Source organism: Bradyrhizobium sp. G127, from assembly GCF_021502575.1.
Lineage (GTDB): Bacteria > Pseudomonadota > Alphaproteobacteria > Rhizobiales > Xanthobacteraceae > Afipia.
In genome coordinates this window covers 1,957,262-1,976,877 of the sequence record NZ_JAKFGN010000001.1, presented here as the reverse complement: position 1 = coordinate 1,976,877, position 19,616 = coordinate 1,957,262, and the positions used below count along the sequence as shown (strand labels likewise).

The 19,616-nt window shown below is 62.0% G+C and carries 13 protein-coding genes; 5 read left to right on the top strand and 8 right to left on the bottom strand.

Annotated features, from left to right (window positions below):
• Positions 1-180: 180 nt before the first annotated feature.
• Both LVY71_RS09270 and LVY71_RS09265 read left to right on the top strand, forming a co-directional pair.
• Positions 181-1,338 (top strand): GGDEF domain-containing protein, encoded by a 1,158-nt coding sequence (locus LVY71_RS09270; RefSeq protein ID WP_235099500.1) that lies wholly within the window; start codon positions 181-183, stop codon positions 1,336-1,338.
• 65 nt (positions 1,339-1,403) lie between these two features.
• Complete coding sequence (locus tag LVY71_RS09265; protein ID WP_235099499.1) at positions 1,404-2,519, top strand: DUF2336 domain-containing protein; 1,116 nt, start codon at positions 1,404-1,406, stop codon at positions 2,517-2,519.
• 13 nt (positions 2,520-2,532) lie between these two features.
• Here the strand turns inward: LVY71_RS09265 and LVY71_RS09260 are convergent, their stop codons facing one another.
• Both LVY71_RS09260 and LVY71_RS09255 read right to left on the bottom strand, forming a co-directional pair.
• Positions 2,533-3,171, bottom strand: a complete 639-nt coding sequence (locus tag LVY71_RS09260) for an NrsF family protein (RefSeq protein ID WP_235099498.1) — start codon at positions 3,169-3,171, stop codon at positions 2,533-2,535.
• A 2-nt stretch (positions 3,172-3,173) separates the two neighbouring features.
• Positions 3,174-3,719: a sigma-70 family RNA polymerase sigma factor gene (locus LVY71_RS09255; protein WP_235099497.1), complete on the bottom strand. Its 546-nt coding sequence runs from the start codon at positions 3,717-3,719 to the stop codon at positions 3,174-3,176.
• A gap of 239 nt (positions 3,720-3,958) precedes the next feature.
• Here LVY71_RS09255 and LVY71_RS09250 point away from each other — a divergent pair, with 239 nt between their 5' ends.
• Positions 3,959-4,645, top strand: coding sequence for a hypothetical protein (locus tag LVY71_RS09250; protein WP_235099496.1), 687 nt, complete (start codon positions 3,959-3,961; stop codon positions 4,643-4,645).
• 183 nt (positions 4,646-4,828) lie between these two features.
• Positions 4,829-5,608, top strand: coding sequence for an enoyl-CoA hydratase (locus LVY71_RS09245; protein WP_235099495.1), 780 nt, complete (start codon positions 4,829-4,831; stop codon positions 5,606-5,608).
• Here the strand turns inward: LVY71_RS09245 and LVY71_RS09240 are convergent.
• A complete protein-coding gene (locus LVY71_RS09240) occupies positions 5,605-7,461 on the bottom strand; it encodes an acetyl-CoA hydrolase/transferase C-terminal domain-containing protein (protein ID WP_235099494.1) in 1,857 nt (618 codons plus the stop codon). The genes LVY71_RS09245 and LVY71_RS09240 overlap by 4 nt on opposite strands.
• A gap of 285 nt (positions 7,462-7,746) precedes the next feature.
• Here LVY71_RS09240 and LVY71_RS09235 point away from each other — a divergent pair, with 285 nt between their 5' ends.
• The gene (locus LVY71_RS09235) at positions 7,747-9,153 is read left to right on the top strand and encodes a TolC family outer membrane protein (RefSeq protein WP_235099493.1); all 1,407 of its coding nucleotides are present in this window, start codon (positions 7,747-7,749) and stop codon (positions 9,151-9,153) included.
• Here LVY71_RS09235 and LVY71_RS09230 read toward each other — a convergent pair.
• From LVY71_RS09230 to LVY71_RS09210, 5 genes are all read right to left on the bottom strand, one after another.
• Positions 9,150-12,275 carry an efflux RND transporter permease subunit gene (locus LVY71_RS09230; RefSeq protein ID WP_235099492.1) on the bottom strand — a complete coding sequence of 1,042 codons (3,126 nt, stop codon included), beginning with the start codon at positions 12,273-12,275 and terminating at the stop codon, positions 9,150-9,152. The genes LVY71_RS09235 and LVY71_RS09230 overlap by 4 nt on opposite strands.
• Positions 12,276-12,327: 52 nt before the next feature.
• Complete coding sequence (locus LVY71_RS09225; protein WP_235099491.1) at positions 12,328-13,590, bottom strand: efflux RND transporter periplasmic adaptor subunit; 1,263 nt, start codon at positions 13,588-13,590, stop codon at positions 12,328-12,330.
• A gap of 349 nt (positions 13,591-13,939) precedes the next feature.
• Entirely contained in the window at positions 13,940-17,308 is a 3,369-nt protein-coding gene (locus LVY71_RS09220; RefSeq protein WP_235099490.1) for an error-prone DNA polymerase, read from the bottom strand.
• Positions 17,305-18,900: a Y-family DNA polymerase gene (locus LVY71_RS09215; RefSeq protein WP_235100071.1), complete on the bottom strand. Its 1,596-nt coding sequence runs from the start codon at positions 18,898-18,900 to the stop codon at positions 17,305-17,307. The genes LVY71_RS09220 and LVY71_RS09215 overlap by 4 nt, the downstream gene beginning before the upstream one ends.
• Positions 18,791-19,591, bottom strand: a complete 801-nt coding sequence (locus LVY71_RS09210) for an ImuA family protein (protein WP_235099489.1) — start codon at positions 19,589-19,591, stop codon at positions 18,791-18,793. Before LVY71_RS09210 ends, LVY71_RS09215 begins: the two co-directional genes overlap by 110 nt.
• Positions 19,592-19,616 lie beyond the last annotated feature (25 nt).

Below are 19,616 nucleotides of genomic sequence, written 5' to 3'. Positions count from 1 at the left end.
CTTCTAAGGTAGAAAGAGGTATAAAGATACCTTGACGGCTTTATTCCCCAAGACCCACCTGGCATGAAGAAATTTCAGGAAAAACACCCTCACCTTGCGGCGTGGGACGCTCTCCATTGATACCAAACCTAAAGGCTTTGTTCCCTACAGTCCCGTATTCATTTTCTCAACGGCGATTTCATGCGCGGCATAGCTTCATCAGCCCCCGGCTCCCTTCTCGGTATCCTCGGCCAGACAAGGGCCGCCGACAAGCAGCCGTCGCCGGAAACCATCGCACGCCGGACCAGGCAGCGGCGACAAATGCTCGACATGATCGGGCTCAGCTATGTGATCGATGCTGCGATCCTGCTGATCTATGCCTATGCCGGCACCACCACCTACACCATCGCCGGAGCTTACGGAGCCTGCGGGCTGCTGTCCGTCGCCCTGTTCATCGCGCTGTCCGAAACCAGCGTGACCGACCGCTTCAGGGATCATTACTTCGTCACCCAGCAGAGCAGTATTAGCCTGGCCATCATGCTGGTGTTCATCTATCTCGCCCCGGAAGTCGGCTTCCTGTTCCTTTGCTCGATCTTCCTCGTCTTTACATTCGCGGCGCTGCGTTCCACACCCCGACAGACGATCATCGGATGGACGACGGCCGCCGTCGGACTGACGATCCTGTTTTTGCTCACCGACAAACCCATCGCGATGCCGCACGAAACCTCGCTGGAGCGGCTCGCGACCATGCTTGTTTTCATTCTGGTACTCGGCCGCGGCATGATCGTCGGACTGTTCAGCAGTTCATTGCATGAGTCTCTCTACAGGCGGGGACTTGAGCTCAAGGAAGCCTACAAGCGGATCGAAGAGCTCGCAGAACTCGACGAACTCACCGGCTCGCTCAATCGCCGCAGCATCATGCACAGTCTCGACGAGGAGATTAATCGCGCCCGGCACAGCAACATACCCTGCGCGATTGCATTGATCGATCTCGACTGGTTCAAACGGATCAACGATCAGTTCGGCCATCCCGTCGGCGACGAAGCGTTGCGGGCCTTTGCGATCACAGTGTTCGCCAACATTCGCAGCATCGACAAATTCGGCCGCTATGGCGGGGAAGAATTCCTGCTCATTCTGCCCGAAACCTCCGACAGCGCCGCGCTGCGCATCGTCGACCGGCTACGCAAGATCGTCGCATCTCTCGACTGGACAGCAATTTCGCAGAACATGGCCGTGACGATGTCGGCGGGTCTTGCGACATTGCGCCCGGACGATACCGCGGACAGCATTCTCGCCCGCGCCGACCGGCTTCTCTATCAAGCCAAGGATCTGGGACGCAATCAGGTGGTCTCCACATAGTTTCGCTTTCGCCAGCCAAGAATCTGGCTGGCATTTTCTTGCTACGGCGTCCGGGACAGAAAGTCATGACCTCGAAATCAGCAGTGCGTCAGCCAAATCTGCTCGACGAACTACAGAATACCCTCGCGCACGGCACCCTTGCGCGCCGCGTAGAAACGCTGCGCAGGGTCACGGATCTCTTTCTGCATGGCGCGGTGGATTATTCCGACGAGCAGATCGACGTTTTCGACGATGTGTTTCACTGCCTGATTCAGGAGATCGAGGTCTCCGCCAAAACGCTACTGTCGAACCGCATCGCGCCGTCGCCGAAGGCGCCGCCGCGTCTGATCTATACGCTGGCATTCGATGACGCGATCGAAGTCGCCGCGCCGGTGCTATCGCAATCGGAACGGCTGAACGACGCCATGCTGATCGAAAATGCGCGCAGCAAGAGCCAGGGCCACTTGCTTGCGATTTCGAAACGAAAGGTTTTGAGCGATGCCGTGACCGACGTGCTGGTCGAACGCGGCAACATCGAAGTGGTGGAAAGCACGGTCAACAATCCGGGAGCTAAATTTTCCGACAGCGGATTCAGCCAGTTGGTCACTCGCGCCGAAGGCAATGACAATCTGGCGACATGCCTTGGCACGCGGCGCGGTATTCCAAGGCCGCACTATCTCAAGCTAATCGCCCGGGCATCCGACTCGGTACGCGCGCGCCTCCAGGCCGCCAACCCACGCGAGGCGGACGACATCTCCGCGGCCGTCAGGGAAGCGGCTTTCGATGTCGGCCATGGCACAGGGGCGATCAGTGAAGAGGCAGCCAAAGCGCAGCGCCTCGTCAAATTGCTCTTTGACGATGGGCGTCTTGACGAAGAGCAGATCGCGTCGTTCGCCGCGAATGGAAAATTCGAGGAAACCACCGCCGCGCTCGCGACATGCGCGGGTATTTCGGTGGCGACTGTTGAAAACATGATGATTGAATCGCGATCCGAAGGATTGCTGATTCTGGCCAAGGTGAGCGGGCTGTCATGGCCGACGCTCAAACTGATCCTTGGGATGCGAGGCGAAGCCGCAGACAGCATGGAAGACCTCGAAGAGTATCGGTCCAGCTACGATATGCTGCGTCCATCGACCGCCCAGCAGGTGCTACGCTTTTACCGGATGCGCCAGGACTCGGCGCAGACGGAGCCTGCGGCTTAACGCTGTTGCCGGCCTAGAATTTCAGGACGCGCGATCCCGCCATTGCTCCGACCGCGGCGACGAGTACAGCCGCAATAGTGTACCAGGTCGCCACGAACAGCGGCGAATCGTCCGTGCAGTGCGAGGCATAGAGCGTCGCGCCCAATCCCGCGGACAGCAGGCCAGCGAACGCGCCGGTGACAGCGGGGTGTGACGGCGCTCCCCGGCGCAACGCCAGCAGCGCCGCCGCCAGCAGCGGCAACGACAGCAGCGGGATCGCGACCAGACATAGCCGTGAATTGGTGCCGATCAGCCTCACCGGCATCGGTGCGCGGTTCGGCATCATCATCTCGCCCATCATTCCGATTCCGAGCAGCCCGACCGGAATTGCCAGCAGCCAGGCCCAGCGCCCGAGCGTGGCTTCCGGCCGCGACAGATGCAGGCTGATGGCGATTGCTGCTCCGGCAAGGGCAATGGTCACCGCGAATTTCAGATCGAAGAGCGGATTCCCCATCGCGGTCATGACGTCCTTCCGCATGCCGAGTTGCGAAAGGAAGATCGCGGCCGATACCGGAATCGCGAGGAGAAGTGCCACCAGCAGCACGTTGCCCACGGGGCTTTCGTGGGTGTCGTTGTCGGCCGCGAGGGTGCGAATGAGATCGTCGGTGTCCATGGTCATTCTTCCCGCAGTCGGCCGGCAAGGCCGCTCAATCCGCGATGCAGCGCCACCCGCACCGCGCCTTCGGTCATTGAAAGTTTTGCCGCCGTCTCCTTGATGGACGCGCTGTCGACGGCAATCGATTGCAGCACGTCACGCTGCCGCTGGGGCAAAGTGTTCAGGTGAGCAGCCACCTCGCTCGCCGGCAGGCTCTCTTCGGCCGGCTCCCCCGGCAGCGTCTCCGCGAAATCGTCGATGTTGACGAAAACCCGGCGGCCACGACGGCGCAGGGCGTCGATCAGCTTGTTGCGGGCAATCGCGAACAGCCACGGCGCGAACGGGGCGTTCGCGTCCCAGGTATGCCGCTTCAGATGCACCGCGAATAAAATGTCCTGCACGATGTCCTCGGATTGATCAACGGGCTGACCGGCCCGCGCCAGACCGCGCCGCGCCGCCGCCCTCAGGACCGGAGTCACGGCCTTGAGGAGACGATGATAGGCGGCGTTGTCCCCCGCATTGGCCGCCTTCATCAGGTCGGTCCATTCGTCTTCACGTCCGCGCACACGCGCTCCTATCAAGGCAATTCGCTCTTGTTCCTAAAGTGTTACAGGCGAAAATTGCAATCACGCAATCGTGAACGACGGGGCCGAGGCCCGGCAGACCTCTCCGGGTCGGGCTTTATTGCGGCAACTATACGCAAGATTCCCTTTTTCCGCCGTCCTGTGGCCATTTCGCACCGGTCTGTTGCCCTTGCTGGAGGCTTTGGCAAAGGGGAAATGCCATGCGGGCAAGGAAAGCAGGCTTGGCAGCATTGATCGCTGCCGCCGGAATATGGATGGGCCTTTCGGCTGAGCCGGCGATGTCGGCTGCCAAATCGACCACAAAGAAGGCGGCGAATACAACCGTAGCGGCCGCCGACCGGCCCATGGTCCTGTCGAAATTCAAGAAGCAGAAGCATGCCGCAAGCTCCAGGAAATCCCGGACCGCTCAGGCCCGGCACCTGAAAAAGTCCGCATCGAAAGTATCGTCCAAATCCGTTGCAGAGAAGTCTGCCACGAAAGACGTCACCATCCGCTCTTCCAGGTCCGAGAAATCCTCCAAACCCGAGTTGCCACCTGAAGTGGCGAACGCCCATGCGGAGGGGTTGGCCAACGACGAGGCGCGCAATATCGCCGCACTCGACAGCACCAACGTATCCTTCGTGAATGGTGTCCTGGTTGCGGCCGCGGAGGAGCAGCCGGGCGATGCCAACGCGCCCATGGACAACGCAGTTGTTGCGCAGGATGCAGCACCGGCGGCCCCGGTTGCAGCGGCACCGCCGCCTGCTCCTAACGGCAAGATCATCCGGGCTGTATCGTCGGGAGAAAAGCCAGCCTTCAAGACCGACGATAGCGACCCCTGGAGCAAGACATCGCTGATCGGCAAGATCTTCATCGCCTTCGGCAGTCTGCTGACGCTGGCATCGGCCGCGCGGCTGCTGATCGCCTGACGCAAACGCCCCTTGCATCCACTGCAAATGCCGGTCCGCAGTCGTGCGGCCCGGCATTTTATTGGGCATGGGCTGATCTGCCTTGACCTGACCGGCCTTGCGGTGCGACGCCCCGGAAGGCAGATTGCGGCCAACGGCGTGGCCATCAGGCGCGCTTCCGTAATTCTCATTCAGGGGCGAAACATGACGGCATTCGAACACATCATCGTGGAGACCAAAGGCGCGGTCGGCATCGTGCGGATCAACCGGCCCAAGATTCTCAACGCCCTCTCCTTTGATGTGTTCAGCGAGATTGCGGCAGCTATCGACGATCTTGAGGACGACGAAGCCATCGGCTGCATCGTCATCACCGGCAACGAGAAGGCCTTCGCTGCCGGCGCCGACATCAAGGAAATGCAGCCCAAGCAGTTCATCGACATGTTCAGCCAGGATTTCATGGACATCGGGGGCGATCGCGTCGCGACCTGCAAGAAGCCAACCATTGCCGCGGTCAGCGGCTACGCGCTCGGCGGCGGCTGCGAACTTGCCATGATGTGCGACTTCATCATCGCATCCGATACCGCCAAATTCGGCCAGCCTGAAATCACTCTCGGCACCATTCCAGGCCTTGGCGGCACGCAGCGGCTGACGCGCGCGGTCGGCAAGTCCAAGGCGATGGACCTGTGCCTGACCGGCCGCATGATGGACGCGGCGGAAGCCGAACGCTCCGGACTGGTGAGCCGGATATTTCCAGCCGACAAGCTGATGGAAGAAGTGATGGCCATCGCCGACAAGATCGCATCGATGTCACAGCCCGCCGCCGCGATGGCGAAGAGCGCCGTCAACCGCGCGCTGGAAACGACTCTCGCCGAAGGCATGAACGTCGAAGGCGATCTGTTCCACGCGACCTTTGCGCTGGAAGATCGCTCCGAAGGCATGGCCGCGTTCATTGAGAAGCGGAAGCCGAACTTCAAGCACCGCTAGGTCTTTGCGCTGCGCACCAGCGCGGCGCTGACCAGTAACCGGTAAAACCGGTCGGCAAACGATGCCGGCCGGTCGAACTGCATGCGCGCGAGGCACGCCACTATGCCCGCATCCGGCGGGTCGGCGCGCAGTCCGTCCCATGCCAGCTTGAGCAGATCGACCGGGCTGGCGGATGCCTCCTTGAGAATCTGCAGGGCTGGAATCAGCCGCTGCTCTATCTCGGTAAAATCGCTACCGAACGGAAACGCCGACAATAGCCCCGCGTCGCGTGACGGCTTCAGCGCGACCCTAACGCGATCCGGAAAATTCTCGCGATGGGCGGCGGGAATCTCATAGCCCTTCGGCAGCTTGCGCGCATCCTTGGCCTGTCGCATCAGTTCGCTTTGAAAACGCGAATCCGCCACCGACAGCATCGATCCGATCACATCCGCATCGGATTGCCCACGCAGATCGGCCACACCGTATTCGGTCACAATGACATCGCGCAGATGACGCGGGATTGTGGTGTGACCGTAGGACCAGCGGATGTTGGAGATGGCCTTTCGGCCTGCGCCGCGCGTGGACTCAAGCGTCAGGATCGAGCGCGCGCCTTCCAGCGCAAAAGCTTGCGCGACGAAATTATACTGACCGCCGACGCCGCTGATGACCTGCCCGTTATCGAGACCATCGGAGATAACCGCGCCCATCAGCGTTGCCATCATCGCATTGTTGACGAACCGCGCATCCACGCGCGCGCGCCGTTTGGCGTCCTCCTCGCCATAAAGCTGGTTGGTGAAGGATACTGGCATCATCTGGATGCGGCCGATTTGCTCTTGCCTCATCTCGCGTAGCGCGCGGTAGAACGATTTTGGCCCGAGAAAAAACGCCGCATGCAAAAAAGCACCGTCGACCTCTCGCTTCACGACACCGGCCTCGATCAGGGCGAGAAATGCCTCGAAGAACATTTCGCTGACGCCATAGAGTCCGGTCGTGAACGGCCCCGTTTCACGCGGGGCCTGCCCCCGCGCCAGCCGTGACATGATTTCGCGATAGGCCGCCCCGTCGCGATGGCGAAGAATCAGGCTTTGCGCCAGCGCATCGCCGACCTGCCCGATACCGATTTGCAGCGCGCCGCCATCGCGCACAAGGCCCGCGGAATGCAGCCCGATGGCGTACTTGGTATCCGAGATCGGCTCGGACGGCGGCGCGAACAACGGAAAATCCGTCTCCGGACTGTCGAGCACCGCGTGGAATTCGCCGGCAGCGAGATCGCCCTGCCCCGGCATGAACGGCAGTTCCGAATTGACCTGCGCCACCATCTTGAACGCGATGCGGCCTTCATCGCGGGCGCGCATCAGATCGAGTGTAGTATCGGTGTTGCTGCTCAGGCTGTAACGCGTCTGGCCATCAACCACGCGTTTCGCCACAAGCTGCGCGATGACGTTGACACCACGCGTCAAGAGATACGACGACGCATGAGTGTAGTTCGCCGCAATATAGTGCTGCTGCGCATAGGCGTTGCCGAGCCATTTGCCGGCGAGGAAGAAGAATTCGATGACCTCGATGTTCGGCGGCAGCGTCTTGCCGTGCACCGCCCTGGCGTATTCAAGGTCCGGATAGCCGCCGAACAGCCGCTCGATCACCGGCCCGATAAAGCGCCGCTCGAGGTCGACCGATGGCGTCGGCTTTTCCAGCGTGAGAGCCGTGAAAATCGTCAGTTGGATCGAGCGATCGTTGAGCGCACGCCGAAACAGGGCATTGATGATGTGGTTGGCCTTGCCCAGCCCCAGCGGCAGACCGACCACCAGCCTCGTTCCGACCTCGCGGATAATGTCGTCCGCGATTGCCTCTGGATCGGAAAAGAGTCTTGGCATCGAATGTCTGCTGACCACCGGACTGGAGGGGCGCAAGGAAGGCGCGATGGCGTGCTTCCGATTGGGTCCGCTCGCCCATAATTTCACCAGAAGGTGTTGAACGGTCAAGCAAATACGGCCCCAGCCGACAACAAAGCGGTGCACATTGTCACAGTTGCCGATTTTCTGTGGTGTAAGGTTTGCCCGCGCCAACATCCCCCTCTAAACAGTGTACGAATGAAGCGTGCTGGTTCCGGATTGATACAATCCCCACCGCGACTGTGATCTGGATTGTTACGGGAAACGATGGTTCGGCGTGCTTCAGAGTTTGGCGGCATTGGCTGGCGCCTTGGTGTATCGAGCGCAGCTATCGGTGCTGCGCTGTTCGCCTTTCCGGCTCACGCGGAAACGCTGAACGAAGCCCTCGTCCGCGCCTATCAATCCAACCCGCAGCTTAACGCCTCGCGCGCCCAACAGCGCGCCACCGACGAGAACGTGCCGCAGGCGCTGGCCGGCTATCGCCCGCAGATCGTCGCAAGTCTCAGCGCCGGACTGCAACCGGTTCGCAATCTGCTTCTCGACAATACCATTCAGACGGCCACCCTGAAGCCGTGGACCATTGGCGTCACCGTCACGCAAAATCTGTTCAACGGCTTCAAGACCTCCAGCAGCGTGCGCGTTGCCGAGTTTCAGGTGCTGTCAGGCCGCGAAGCGCTGCGCAATACCGGTCAGGGCGTGCTGCTCGATGCTGTGACCGCCTACATGAACGTGATCGCCAATCAGGCGTTGGTGGAAACCCAGCGCGGCAACGTCGCCTTCCTGCGCGAGACGCTGGGTATCACAAAAAAGCGCCTCGACGCCGGCGACGTGACGCCGACCGACACCGCGCAGGCCGATGCGCGGCTGAGCCGCGGCCTTGCCGACCTCAACGCCGCCGAAGTCGCACTCGAAACCAGCCGCGCGATCTATGCGCAGGTGATCGGCGAAGCGCCCGGCAACCTTGCCGCCGCGCAGACCGTCGACCGCTTCGTGCCGCGCAGCCGTCAGGAAGCCATCGATGCTTCGATCCGCGAAAATCCCGCAGTCATCGCCGCGACCTACGATGCCGATGTCGCCACAACCAGCATCAGCGTCGCGGAAAGCAGCCTGATGCCGCAGCTCAACGTGCAGGGCAACGTCAACCGCAGCGCCGACAGCGATCCCAACCTCGGCACCAAGCGCGCTGACCAGGCGTCCGTGGTTGGCGCGCTCACTTTGCCGATCTATGATGGCGGCACGGCCGCATCGCAAACACGGCAGGCCAAGGAAACCGCCGTGCAAAGCCGCCTCGTGCTGGAACAGGTCCGGAATCAGGCGCGGACCGCAGCAATCAGCGCATGGATCAGTAGCGAGGGCACCAAGGTCGCGCTCGCAGCCGCGCAGGCCGAAGTGAAATCCGCCGACATCGCGTTGCAGGGCGTGCGGCGCGAGGCGCAGGCCGGCCAGCGCACCACCATCGACGTTCTCAATTCACAACAGGATCTCACAGCCGCGCGGTCACGGCAGATCCTGGCTCAGCGCGACCGCGTGATCGCGTCCTATACGCTGCTCAGCGCCATCGGCCGCCTCGACGTCAAGACGCTTGGACTCAACACGCCCGATTACCTGCCCGAGGTTCACTATCATCAGGTGCGCGACGCCTGGCATGGCGTGCGCACGCCAACGGGACGCTAACTCGCGGCGACCCGGCGCGAGAAGATCGAGATCAGCACCGGCAGCGTGACAAGAATCACGAGCGGCGCGAGCATCATGCCGGTCACCACCACCACCGCCAGCGGCTTCTGTACCTGCGATCCGATGCCCGACGACATCGCTGCCGGCAGCAACCCGATGCCTGCGACAACGCAGGTCATCAGAACCGGACGCAACTGCAATTCGCCCGTCCGGATCACCGCCCTGATGCGGTCGTAGCCTTCATCAATCAATTGATTGTACTGCGACAGGATAATGATGCCGTCCATCACAGCGATGCCGAACAGCGCGATGAAGCCAATCGCCGCCGAGACGCTGAACGGGATGCCGCTGAGCAGAAGTCCGAGCACGCCGCCAAGCACTGCCATCGGGATCACGCTCATCGCCAGCAGCGTGTCCACCATCGAGCCGAAATTGAACCACAGCAGCACCCCGATCAGTGCGAGGCTGATCGGCACCACGATGGACAGCCGACGAATTGCATCCTGAAGGTTGCCGAATTCGCCGACCCATTCCATATGCGAACCGGGCGGAAGCTGCACCTGCTCCGCCACCTTGTCCTGCGCTTCTTTGATCGCTCCGCCGAGGTCGCGCTCGCGCACTGAGAACTTGATCGGCAGATAGCGCTCCTGCTGCTCTCGGTAGATATAGGCCGCGCCGGACACAAGCTTGATGGACGCCACTTCGCTCAAAGGGATCTGGGTAGTGCTGTTCGGTCCCTGCGCGCCGACCCGCAGATTGTGAATAGCCTCGGCGCTCTTGCGATATTCTGGCGCAAGGCGAACGATGATCGGGAAATGCCGGTCGCTGCCGGGTTCGTAAAGATCGCCCGCGCTGTCGCCGCCGATGGCGACGCGGATGGTCGCGTTGATATCACCCGGGGCAAGGCCGTAGCGTGCCGCCCGCGCGCGGTCGATATCGATCTGGATCGTCGGCTGGCCAAGCGAGGTGAACACCGACAGGTCCGTGACACCCTTGACCGTCGACAGCACCGACTTGATCTTGTTGGCAGTGTTAGTCAGTTCGACCAGATCATTGCCGTACAGCTTGATCGAATTCTCGCCCTTCACGCCGGAGACGGCTTCGGCAACATTGTCCTGCAAATACTGCGAGAAATTGAACTCGACGCCGGGAAATCTCTTTTGCAACTGCGCCAGCAGTTCGCTTGTCACTTCATCCTTGTCGCGCGAGCCGGGCCATTCGCTTACCGGCTTCAATGGCGCGAAGAATTCCGCATTGAACAGCCCCGCCGCATCGGTGCCGTCGTCCGGGCGGCCGTGCTGCGACACCACCGACTCCACTTCCGGCCTGGCACGGATCACCTTGCGCATCTCGTTGACGTAGGAATTGCCCTCTTCGAGCGAGATCGTCGGCGGCAGCGTGGCGCGAATCCACAGGTTGCCCTCCTCCAGCTTCGGCAGGAATTCGAGCCCGAGCAGGCGTACTGCCACGAAGGTCAGGACGAGAAGTCCACCGGCTGAGGCCATCACGATCCGCCGGTTGCCGACGGCCCATCGCAGCAGCGGCATGTAAGCCGCATGCAGCCATCGCATGATCCGGGTCTCGGTCTCCTGCATATGCACTGGAAGGATGATCGCGCTCAGCGCGGGCGTGACCGTGAAGGTCGCCAGCAGCCCGCCCGCAAGCGCGTAGGCATAGGTCTTCGCCATCGGTCCGAAGATATGGCCTTCGACGCCGCTCAGCGTGAACAGCGGCAGGAACGCGGCGATGATGATCGCAGCGGCAAAGAAGATCGAGCGCGACACGTCGGCTGCGGCGCTGAGAATGGCGTGGGTCTTCATGCCCATCAACGTTTCGGGCGAAATCGCACTCTGCTCGGACGGTGACAATTCGGTGGTTTGCGACAACCGCCGGAAGATCGCTTCCACCATGATGACCGTGCCGTCGACAATCAGGCCGAAATCGATGGCGCCGACCGACAGCAGGTTGGCGGATTCGCCGCGCAGCACTAGAATAATGACGGCAAAGAACAATGCGAACGGAATGGTGGCGCCGACAATGACGGCACTGCGCAGGTCGCCAAGGAACAGCCACTGCAACAGCACGATCAGCAGAATGCCGACCACCATGTTATGCAGTACTGTGTGCGTGGTTGTATCGATCAGGTCCTTGCGATCGTAGATTCGCTCGATCCGCACACCGGGCGGCAGGATGCTCGATTTGTTGATCGACTGCACGAGTTGCTCGACCCGCGCGATCGTGGGCGAACTCTGCTCGCCGCGCCGCATCAGCACGATGCCTTGAACGATGTCATCGTCCATGTTCATGCCAGCGATGCCGAGGCGCGGTTTCTCGCCCACGGTGACATTGGCAACATCGCGCACAAGAACCGGATTGCCACCGCTTTGCGAGATCATCGTGGTGGCAAGATCGTCGATCGAGCGGATCAATCCGACGCCGCGCACAACAGCCGACTGCGCGCCGATATTCACCGTGTTGCCGCCAACGTTGATGTTGGCGTTGCCGACCGCCTGCAACAGTTGCGGCAGGGTGAGGCCATAGGCGATCAGCTTGTTGAAATCGACCTGAAGCTCGTAGGTCTTGGTCTTGCCGCCCCATCCAGTCACGTCGATCACGCCGGGCACGGCGCGGAAGCGGCGTTGCAGCACCCAGTCCTGCAAAGTCTTCAGATCGAGCACGCTGTAGTTCGGCGGCCCGACCAGCCGATAGCGGAAGATTTCACCGATGGGACTGAGCGGCGAAATCTGCGGCTGCACATTCCCCGGCAGCGGACTCAGCTGCGAGAGGCGGTTGAGCACCTGCTGCAAGGCCTGCTCGTATGTGTAATCGAACGAAAACTGAAGTTTGACGTCGGAGAGACCGTAGAGCGAGATGGTGCGGATGGTGTTGAGGTTCTTCAGACCCGCGACCTGTGTCTCGATCGGAATGGTGATGTAGCGCTCGATCTCCTCGGCCGATAGACCGGGACTTTGCGTCACGATGTCGACCATCGGCGGCGTCGGATCGGGATAGGCTTCGATGTTGAGTTGCTGGAATGCGAAGGCGCCGCCGATAAGGGTGATGGCGAACAGCGCCACCATGAGGACGCGGCGATTGACGGCGAGAGCGACGAGACGATCCATCGAGACCGGGTCTTTCAGAAAGAGCTAAATCTCGGGAAAGGCACAGCGCGCACTAGCTTCCAGACGCCGCGCGGTCGATGAACAGACTGCCCCGGGTGACGATCTGCTCACCTGGGGAAAGATTGCCCTTCACCTCGACGAGGTCGCCGTTGGCCAGGCCAACCTTGATCTGGCGCAGCTCAATGGACTTGTCGTCGCGCACGACCCAGACCCGGACCTGATCGCCTTCATAGATCAGCGCCTGCTTCGGCACGCCGACCCCGGAGCGATCGCCTGCGGAATAGATCGTGACGTTGGCGAACATCTCCGGCTTCAGCGCGCCACCCGGATTGTCGATGGTGGCGCGCACCATCAGCCGGCGCGACGCCGGGTCGATGGCCGCCGAAACATAATTAATGCGCGCGGTCATCGTGCGCCCGGGGAACGCCAGCACGCTGAACGCGATCTCCTGCCCGACTTCGATGTCCGGCGCTTCGGTCTCGCGCACGAAGGCGGTGAGCCAGACGGTCGAGAGGTCGCCGATCACGAACACCGGATCGCTCGCTCCGGCATTCACATATTGTCCCGGTCCGACCTTCCGCTGCACCACGGTGCCCGCGATCGGCGCGGCAATCGTGGTCTCGGGATCGATCCGGCCCTTGTCCTGAAACGTCGTGATGGCAGCGTCGCTGAGGCCGAGAATGCGCAGGCGGTTGCGCGCAGCCTGCAAGGCCGTCTCGCTCGAGCGCATGTCGTTCTGCGCGGAGATCAAAGCAGCCTGCGACTGCTGATAGTCCTTCAGCGGCACCGCCTTGCCGTCATAGAGATCGTGGGCGCGCTTGTCCTGGATCTGCGCCAGTTCAAGCTGCGACTTGGCCTTGTTGTAGCCGGTCACGGCGGTGATGAAATCGTTCTGCGCCTGCACGTTGTCCGGGGCTTCGATCACGAACAGCGACTGGCCTTGCATGACACGATCGCCGGGCCGCGCCAAAAGCTTGGTGACGCGACCGGCGTAGGGCGAGAACACCGGCGTCGCGCGATCCTCATCGACCGCGATCTTGCCTTCGGTGACATGCTCGGCGCGGAATGCATGTTCCACCACTGGCTGCACAGTCAGGCTGGCCCATTCCGCCGGCGTCGGCGTGTAGCGCAGCAGCCCCTTCCGCGACTGGCTGGAAATATCGGAGTGATCCTTCGGCGCGGGCGCCGCGCGGGTGAGACCGAAGACAGCCGCGCCAGCAAGCACGACGAGGCCGGCGCCGACAGCCAGCCGCTGCCGGGGAATGGCCTGCACCCGGGCGATCAGCGCGTTCAATCTCGTTGTCTTTTCAGTCATGCAATAACCGGCGATTTCTGCGTCAGATGGCCGCAGTCTGTCAGCTAATAGTTCCTCTTTCCTGCCAAGGACAATCGAAAACAGCCGGAATGGACATTATTTTCAGTTAACGTGAAGCGCGTGCTGGCCACACCGGTTCATGGAACCGAGCGGCACGGCCGGACGCTCCCAAAAGGGAGACGTCATCGATATTACAGGCGTGTGACGTATCGATTGCAGTGCACCAAAATCGGGGTCGCTTTGCGCGATTAAGGCAAAATCTTGTCCGCCTGAGATCAGCCGCCAAGCCATCGTCATTCAACCGGCCAAAAGCCGAAGAGGGCTCGCACCTCAGGATGACGGAGAACTGCTAGTGAAAATCCCGCGAGCGGGGCAGGATCCGGACATTGCGCGGATGGCGCATCTTGTGCGGCGGAGCGCCGTCACGGACAGGCAACTCCTCCTCCAGCGGCTCGATCACATTGGCGCCGTCGGGCACGACAGGCTTGCCGCTCAGTGCGTCATTGGCGAGGTTCATCAGATCGTGCGAGCGATCGAACAGTCGCTCGGCCACCAGATGCACCACCTTGTCCGGACTGCTCTGGATCGTTCCCTGCACCTCGATCAGCCGCGCGCCCATTACTTCCTTGCGGAATTTTTCCATCACCTTCGGCCACACCACAATATTGGCAATGCCGGTCTCGTCCTCCAGCGTCATGAACACCACGCCCTTGGAACTGCCCGGCCGCTGCCGCACCAGCACCACACCCGCGCAACGCACGCGCTGCCTGTCATTGGCATCGGCAACCGCCTCGCACGGGATCACGCCCTCACGCGTGAACATCGAGCGCAAAAATTCCATCGGATGTCCCTTCAGCGAAAGACGGATGGTCTGATAATCGGCCACCACCTGTTCCGGCAGCGGCATGACAGGCAGCGGCTGCGCGGCTTCGTCCGGCTGCTCACGCGCGGCCGTGCTCTCGAACAGCGGCAGCGAAACATCATCCGGCAGGCGACGCACCGTCCATAACGCTTCACGGCGGTCGAGCCCAAGCGAGCGGAACGCATCGGCATCGGCCAGCAGGATCAGCGCGCGCTTCGGCAATCCTGTCGCGCGGGCAAAATCTTCCAGTGACGTGAATGGCTTTCGCGCCCGCGCGGCGACGATGCGCTGGTCCCAGTAATCCTCGGGGGGTTTAGCCCTGCTCTTCGCCGCCGCGGATTTGACCTTATCCAGCTTCTCCTCGTCCGGATCGTAGACCTCGAAGCCGTCGATCTGCCGGAAGCCGAGCCGCATAGCGAGATGCTTGCCGCTCCGCTCTTCCAACGTATTCTGCCCAAAGCTGCGCGACACATCGATCTCGCGCACCTCGACCTTGTTCTTGCGCGCATCGCCGACGATTTGCGCCGGCGCATAGAAACCCATCGGCTGTGAGTTTAGCAGACCGCAGCAGAATACGTCGGGATGATAGTGCTTCAGCCATGACGACACATAGACAAGCTGCGCAAAGGCAGCGGCATGACTCTCAGGGAAACCGTAGCTGCCAAAGCCCTTGATCTGGTCGAAGCAGCTTTGCGCGAAGGCCGGATCGTAACCGCGCGCCTTCATGCGGCCAACCATGCGTTCTTCAAATTTCGGCATCGTGCCGACATTGCGGAATGTCGCCATCGCGCGGCGCAGACCGTTGGCTTCCTCAGATGTGAATTCCGCCGCGACCATCGCGATGCGCATGGCCTGCTCCTGGAACAGCGGCACGCCGAGTGTCTTGTGCAGCACGTTGCGAAGTTCGTCCGGATCGCCGCCTTTCGGATAGGGATAATCGATCTCCTCCGGCTTCATTTTCCTGCGCTTGAGATACGGATGCACCATGTTGCCCTGGATCGGCCCGGGCCGCACGATGGCGACCTCGATGACGAGATCGTAGAAGGTGCGCGGCTTGAGGCGCGGCAGCATATTCATCTGCGCCCGGCTCTCGACCTGGAACACGCCGAGGGATTCGCCCCGGCACAGCATGTCGAAGACTGGACCGCTGTCGTCATTCTCCGCCTTGATGTCGGCGAGTTCGTACCGCTCGCCTTTATGCGCATCGATCAGATCGAAACACTTGCGGATGCAGGTCAGCATGCCGAGCGCCAGCACATCGACCTTCATCATGCGCAGCGCGTCGATGTCGTCCTTGTCCCACTCAATGAAGGTGCGATCGTCCATCGCGGCATTGCCGATGGGCACATAGGTGTCGAGACTGTCCTGGGTCAGCACATAACCGCCGACATGCTGCGACAGGTGGCGCGGAAATTCGATCAGATCGGTGGCGAGTTCGACGGCGCGGCGGATCATCCCGTTCTGCGGATCGAACCCCGCCTGTTTGATCTGCATGTCGCTGACGGTGTCGCCCCAGCTTCCCCACACCGTATCGGCAAGTGCCGCAGTGACGTCCTCCGTCAGGCCCAACGCCTTGCCAACATCGCGGATGGCGCTGCGCGGCCGATAATGAATGACGGTGGCCACAATCGCCGCGCGGTGACGGCCGTAGCGGCGATAGACATATTGCATCACCTCTTCGCGGCGCGAATGCTCGAAATCGACATCGATGTCGGGGGGCTCCAGCCGCTCTTCGGAAATGAAGCGCTCGAACAACACGTCCGTCTCGGCTGGATTCACGGAGGTGATGCCGAGCACATAACACACGGCGGAGTTCGCCGCAGAGCCACGCCCCTGACATAGAATCTTTTGATCGCGGGCATAATGGACGATGTCGTGGACGGTGAGGAAATAGTGAGCGTATTTGAGTTTCTCGATCAGCCGCAGTTCCTTGTCGATGGTCGCACGCAGCCTGTCGTCGATCCCGCTCGGAAATTTTTCGTCAACGCCTTTCCACGTCAAATTCTCAAGATGCTGCTGTGCTGTCTTGCCCGGCGGCACCGGCTCATCGGGATATTGATACTTCAGTTCATCGAGCGTGAACGTAATGCGGTCGGCGAAGCGCATCGTCTCCGCAATCGCTTCCGGCAGATCGCGAAACAGCCGCGCCATTTCATAACCCGGCTTCATGTGCCGCTCGGCATTGGCCTGAAGTTTCCTGCCAGCGGCGTGGATCGTGGTCTTTTCCAGAATGCAGGTCAGTACATCCTGCAAAGGCCGGCGCACGGGATGATGATACAGCACCTCGTTGGTCGCCAGCAGCGGCACGCGGGCCGTCGAGGCGATACGATACAACCGGGACAAACGCCGCATGTCATCACCGCGATACAGAAGGCTCGCCGCCAGCCAGACTCCATCTGCGCGGCTGCGCTTCAGCCGGTCGAGAATTTTCAGAATTGCCGGCGACTCGAAACGATGCGGCAGCGTCAGAACCAGCAACTGACCTTCGGCGAAATCCAGCAGGTCATCGAGCGTGAGATGGCACTCGCCCTTCTCCGCCTTGAGCTTGCCGCACGTCAGCAACTGGCAAAGGCGGCCATAGGCGGCGCGGTCGCGCGGATAGACCAGAATGTCCGGCGTGCCGTCGATAAAGACGAGACGCGACCCGATCAACAGTTTTGGCTTGTGTGTGACCTTGGGATTCTGAAGTTCGCTGTAGGCGCGCACGACCCCGGCCAGCGTGTTGCGGTCGGCAATGCCGATGACCGGAATTCGCAGCCGACTTGCTTCATGAACATAGTCCTGCGGCTGAGATCCGCCGCGCAGGAACGAGAAGTTCGTGGTGATGCCGATTTCCGCATAGTCGGTGGCTTTCATCCGAACAACCCATGGACGAACCATTTTGGTTCAATGGGCTTGCCTTTTTCGTCGATGAGTTCGCTGCCATAGAGACCGTCGCGATAGATCCAGAAGCGCAATCCCTCCGCATCCTCGACGCGAAAATAATCGCGCGTCAGGGCCGCCTCCTCGCGCTTCCACCATTCCATCGCGATGCGCTCGGGGCCCTCCACCCGCACCACTGCATGGGTTGCGCGCCGCCATGTGAACCGGCGTGGTGGTCCGTCGGGCACCGCCGCGAACGGCACATCAATCACTTCCGGCCGCTCGAACATCCGCAGCGGTCGCAACGGCGGCTCGCCTTCGGCGCGTTCGGGCCATTCTGCAACGGATGCGGAGGCAAGATATTGCTGCGCCGGTGCGGCGATCTCGGCGCGTTCCGGAATGTGCGTGTCCTGCGGCAGATGCACCACGACGCGCCGGCTGCCGAGACGCGCGGCGAGACGGTCGACCAGCGCGGCGACATCGTCATTGTCCTGCGAGCGGGTGTCGAAATCGCGCTGCTCCTGCACCACGATTTCGACGCGGCTGGCGGACAGGCGGATGAGATCGAAGCCGAAGCCCGGATCGAGCGGATCGGCCAGCGCATCGAGCCGTTCGCGGAACAGCCGGTCGATTACATTGGTTTTGGTAACGGGCTGCCCGGCATCCACCATGATCGTGCGCACCGCGCCGTCGGTACGAAAGAAACTCGCTTCCAGCCGCCGCGCGCCCTTGCCCTGTTTCTCCATCGCCGTGACCAGCATCCGCGCGAGGCCAGACAGAATTGACGCGATCACAGTATCGGTCGCCACCGGCTCGGCGAAACGCTTCTCCACCATGAAATCCGGCAACGGCTTCCGCGGGCTTATCGGCGCGTCGGCCTGCCCCAATGCCTGCTGCAACAGGCCGGTGAACGCAGCACCGAACCGCGCGGTGATTTCATGCGGCGCGCGCGAAGCGACATCGCCGATGGTCTTGAGTCCCGCGCGGCGCAGGCCCCGCGTGATCGCGTCATCCGCACCGAGCGCGAACACCGGCAATGAACCGACGGCGCGTTCCTCTCCTCCGTCCGGCACGATGCAGCTTTGCACGGCCCGCGTCATAGTGCGCGCGCAGGCCGGTGTACTGGCGATCGCCGCGTTGACGATAAAGCCTTGCCGGTGAAGCGCCGCGCAGACCATGCGCAACATCGCAGCTTCGCCACCGAACAGATGCGCGCAGCCGCTGATGTCGAGCAGCAGGCCATGCGGCGGGTCGAGCGCCACCAGCGGCGTGAAGCGGTCGCACCAGTCGGCGATGTCGGCAAGCAGTTTGGCGTCCGCCGCCTCGTCGGCGTCGAACACCTGCACGTCGGGACAGACCGCGCGCGCATTGGCCAGCGGCAGTCCAGCCTCAAGGCCGTTTTTCGCCGCCACATCGTTCAGCGCGGTGATCTGCAGCGCGTTGTTCAGCTTGCCGACAACGACGCATGGACGCGTGTCATCCGGCGCGCCGTCGTGGCCCGAAAACCGGCGTTTCAAGCGGTCGGTCGGCAGGCGCGGCAGCCACAGGCTGAGGATACGCCGGGTTCTTATGGAAGGTGCCTTCACGGAAGAGGCCATCATCACATTTCCACTCCATGATCCATCGTCCGGTCTGGCCGTGACGGTTGCGAACAAGCTGTGCGTCCAGCATCGGTGCGCCCCATGTCTCGATGGTTGGCGATGAAGGTGCGGCGCGTACCACCCACCGCGTCTCCGCGGTGCTGGCGGACGGCATCGCCGCCGTCCGCAGCACCAGACACGCGACGCTGGAAGCGCGCGCGGCGAGTGTCAGCCTGCGGCTCGCGACCAGATCCAGCGCACGCACCTCGCCCCACACATCCAGCACCACCGCCCCGAGGGCATCGCAGGCCAGCGCATCGGCGGCGGCGCGGAGCGCGGTCTCGGCGTCCGGCGCGCGCACCGTCACCACGAGGCGCGGATCAAGGCCCAGTTCATTGAGGCCCTCCATCGACAACGCGCCGGATTCAATTTCCCCAAAATCCTGCCGCACCCACACCAAAGGCCGCCGCCCGACCAGACGATGCGCAAGGCCGGCGATGAAACCCGTGGCCGCAGCCGCGTGGCGGCCGCCTTCGGTGAACACTTCATGCAGCGCGCCGCGCACCAGCCCGCCCTGCAACGTCGCGTCCGCATCCGCATGGCCCAGCGCCACGCGCGCAAGCCCATCCGCCCCGCCTTCGAGGCGGCCGATGGTCCCCCGCAGGGACGCAAGCATGCTTATGCGCGCGCTCAACATGCACCGCTCCTGACATTCCGGTTCG

What these genes read in the sequence shown, in the direction of transcription:
- LVY71_RS09270 (WP_235099500.1), top strand. Translation starts at nt 181, where the DNA reads ATGCGCGGCATAGCTTCATCAGCCCCCGGCTCCCTTCTCGGTATCCTC.
- LVY71_RS09265 (WP_235099499.1), top strand. Translation starts at nt 1,404, where the DNA reads ATGACCTCGAAATCAGCAGTGCGTCAGCCAAATCTGCTCGACGAACTA.
- LVY71_RS09260 (WP_235099498.1), bottom strand. Translation starts at nt 3,171, where the DNA reads ATGGACACCGACGATCTCATTCGCACCCTCGCGGCCGACAACGACACC.
- LVY71_RS09245 (WP_235099495.1), top strand. Translation starts at nt 4,829, where the DNA reads ATGACGGCATTCGAACACATCATCGTGGAGACCAAAGGCGCGGTCGGC.
- LVY71_RS09240 (WP_235099494.1), bottom strand. Translation starts at nt 7,461, where the DNA reads ATGCCAAGACTCTTTTCCGATCCAGAGGCAATCGCGGACGACATTATC.
- LVY71_RS09235 (WP_235099493.1), top strand. Translation starts at nt 7,747, where the DNA reads ATGGTTCGGCGTGCTTCAGAGTTTGGCGGCATTGGCTGGCGCCTTGGT.
- LVY71_RS09230 (WP_235099492.1), bottom strand. Translation starts at nt 12,275, where the DNA reads ATGGATCGTCTCGTCGCTCTCGCCGTCAATCGCCGCGTCCTCATGGTG.
- LVY71_RS09225 (WP_235099491.1), bottom strand. Translation starts at nt 13,590, where the DNA reads ATGACTGAAAAGACAACGAGATTGAACGCGCTGATCGCCCGGGTGCAG.
- LVY71_RS09220 (WP_235099490.1), bottom strand. Translation starts at nt 17,308, where the DNA reads ATGAAAGCCACCGACTATGCGGAAATCGGCATCACCACGAACTTCTCG.
- LVY71_RS09210 (WP_235099489.1), bottom strand. Translation starts at nt 19,591, where the DNA reads ATGTTGAGCGCGCGCATAAGCATGCTTGCGTCCCTGCGGGGGACCATC.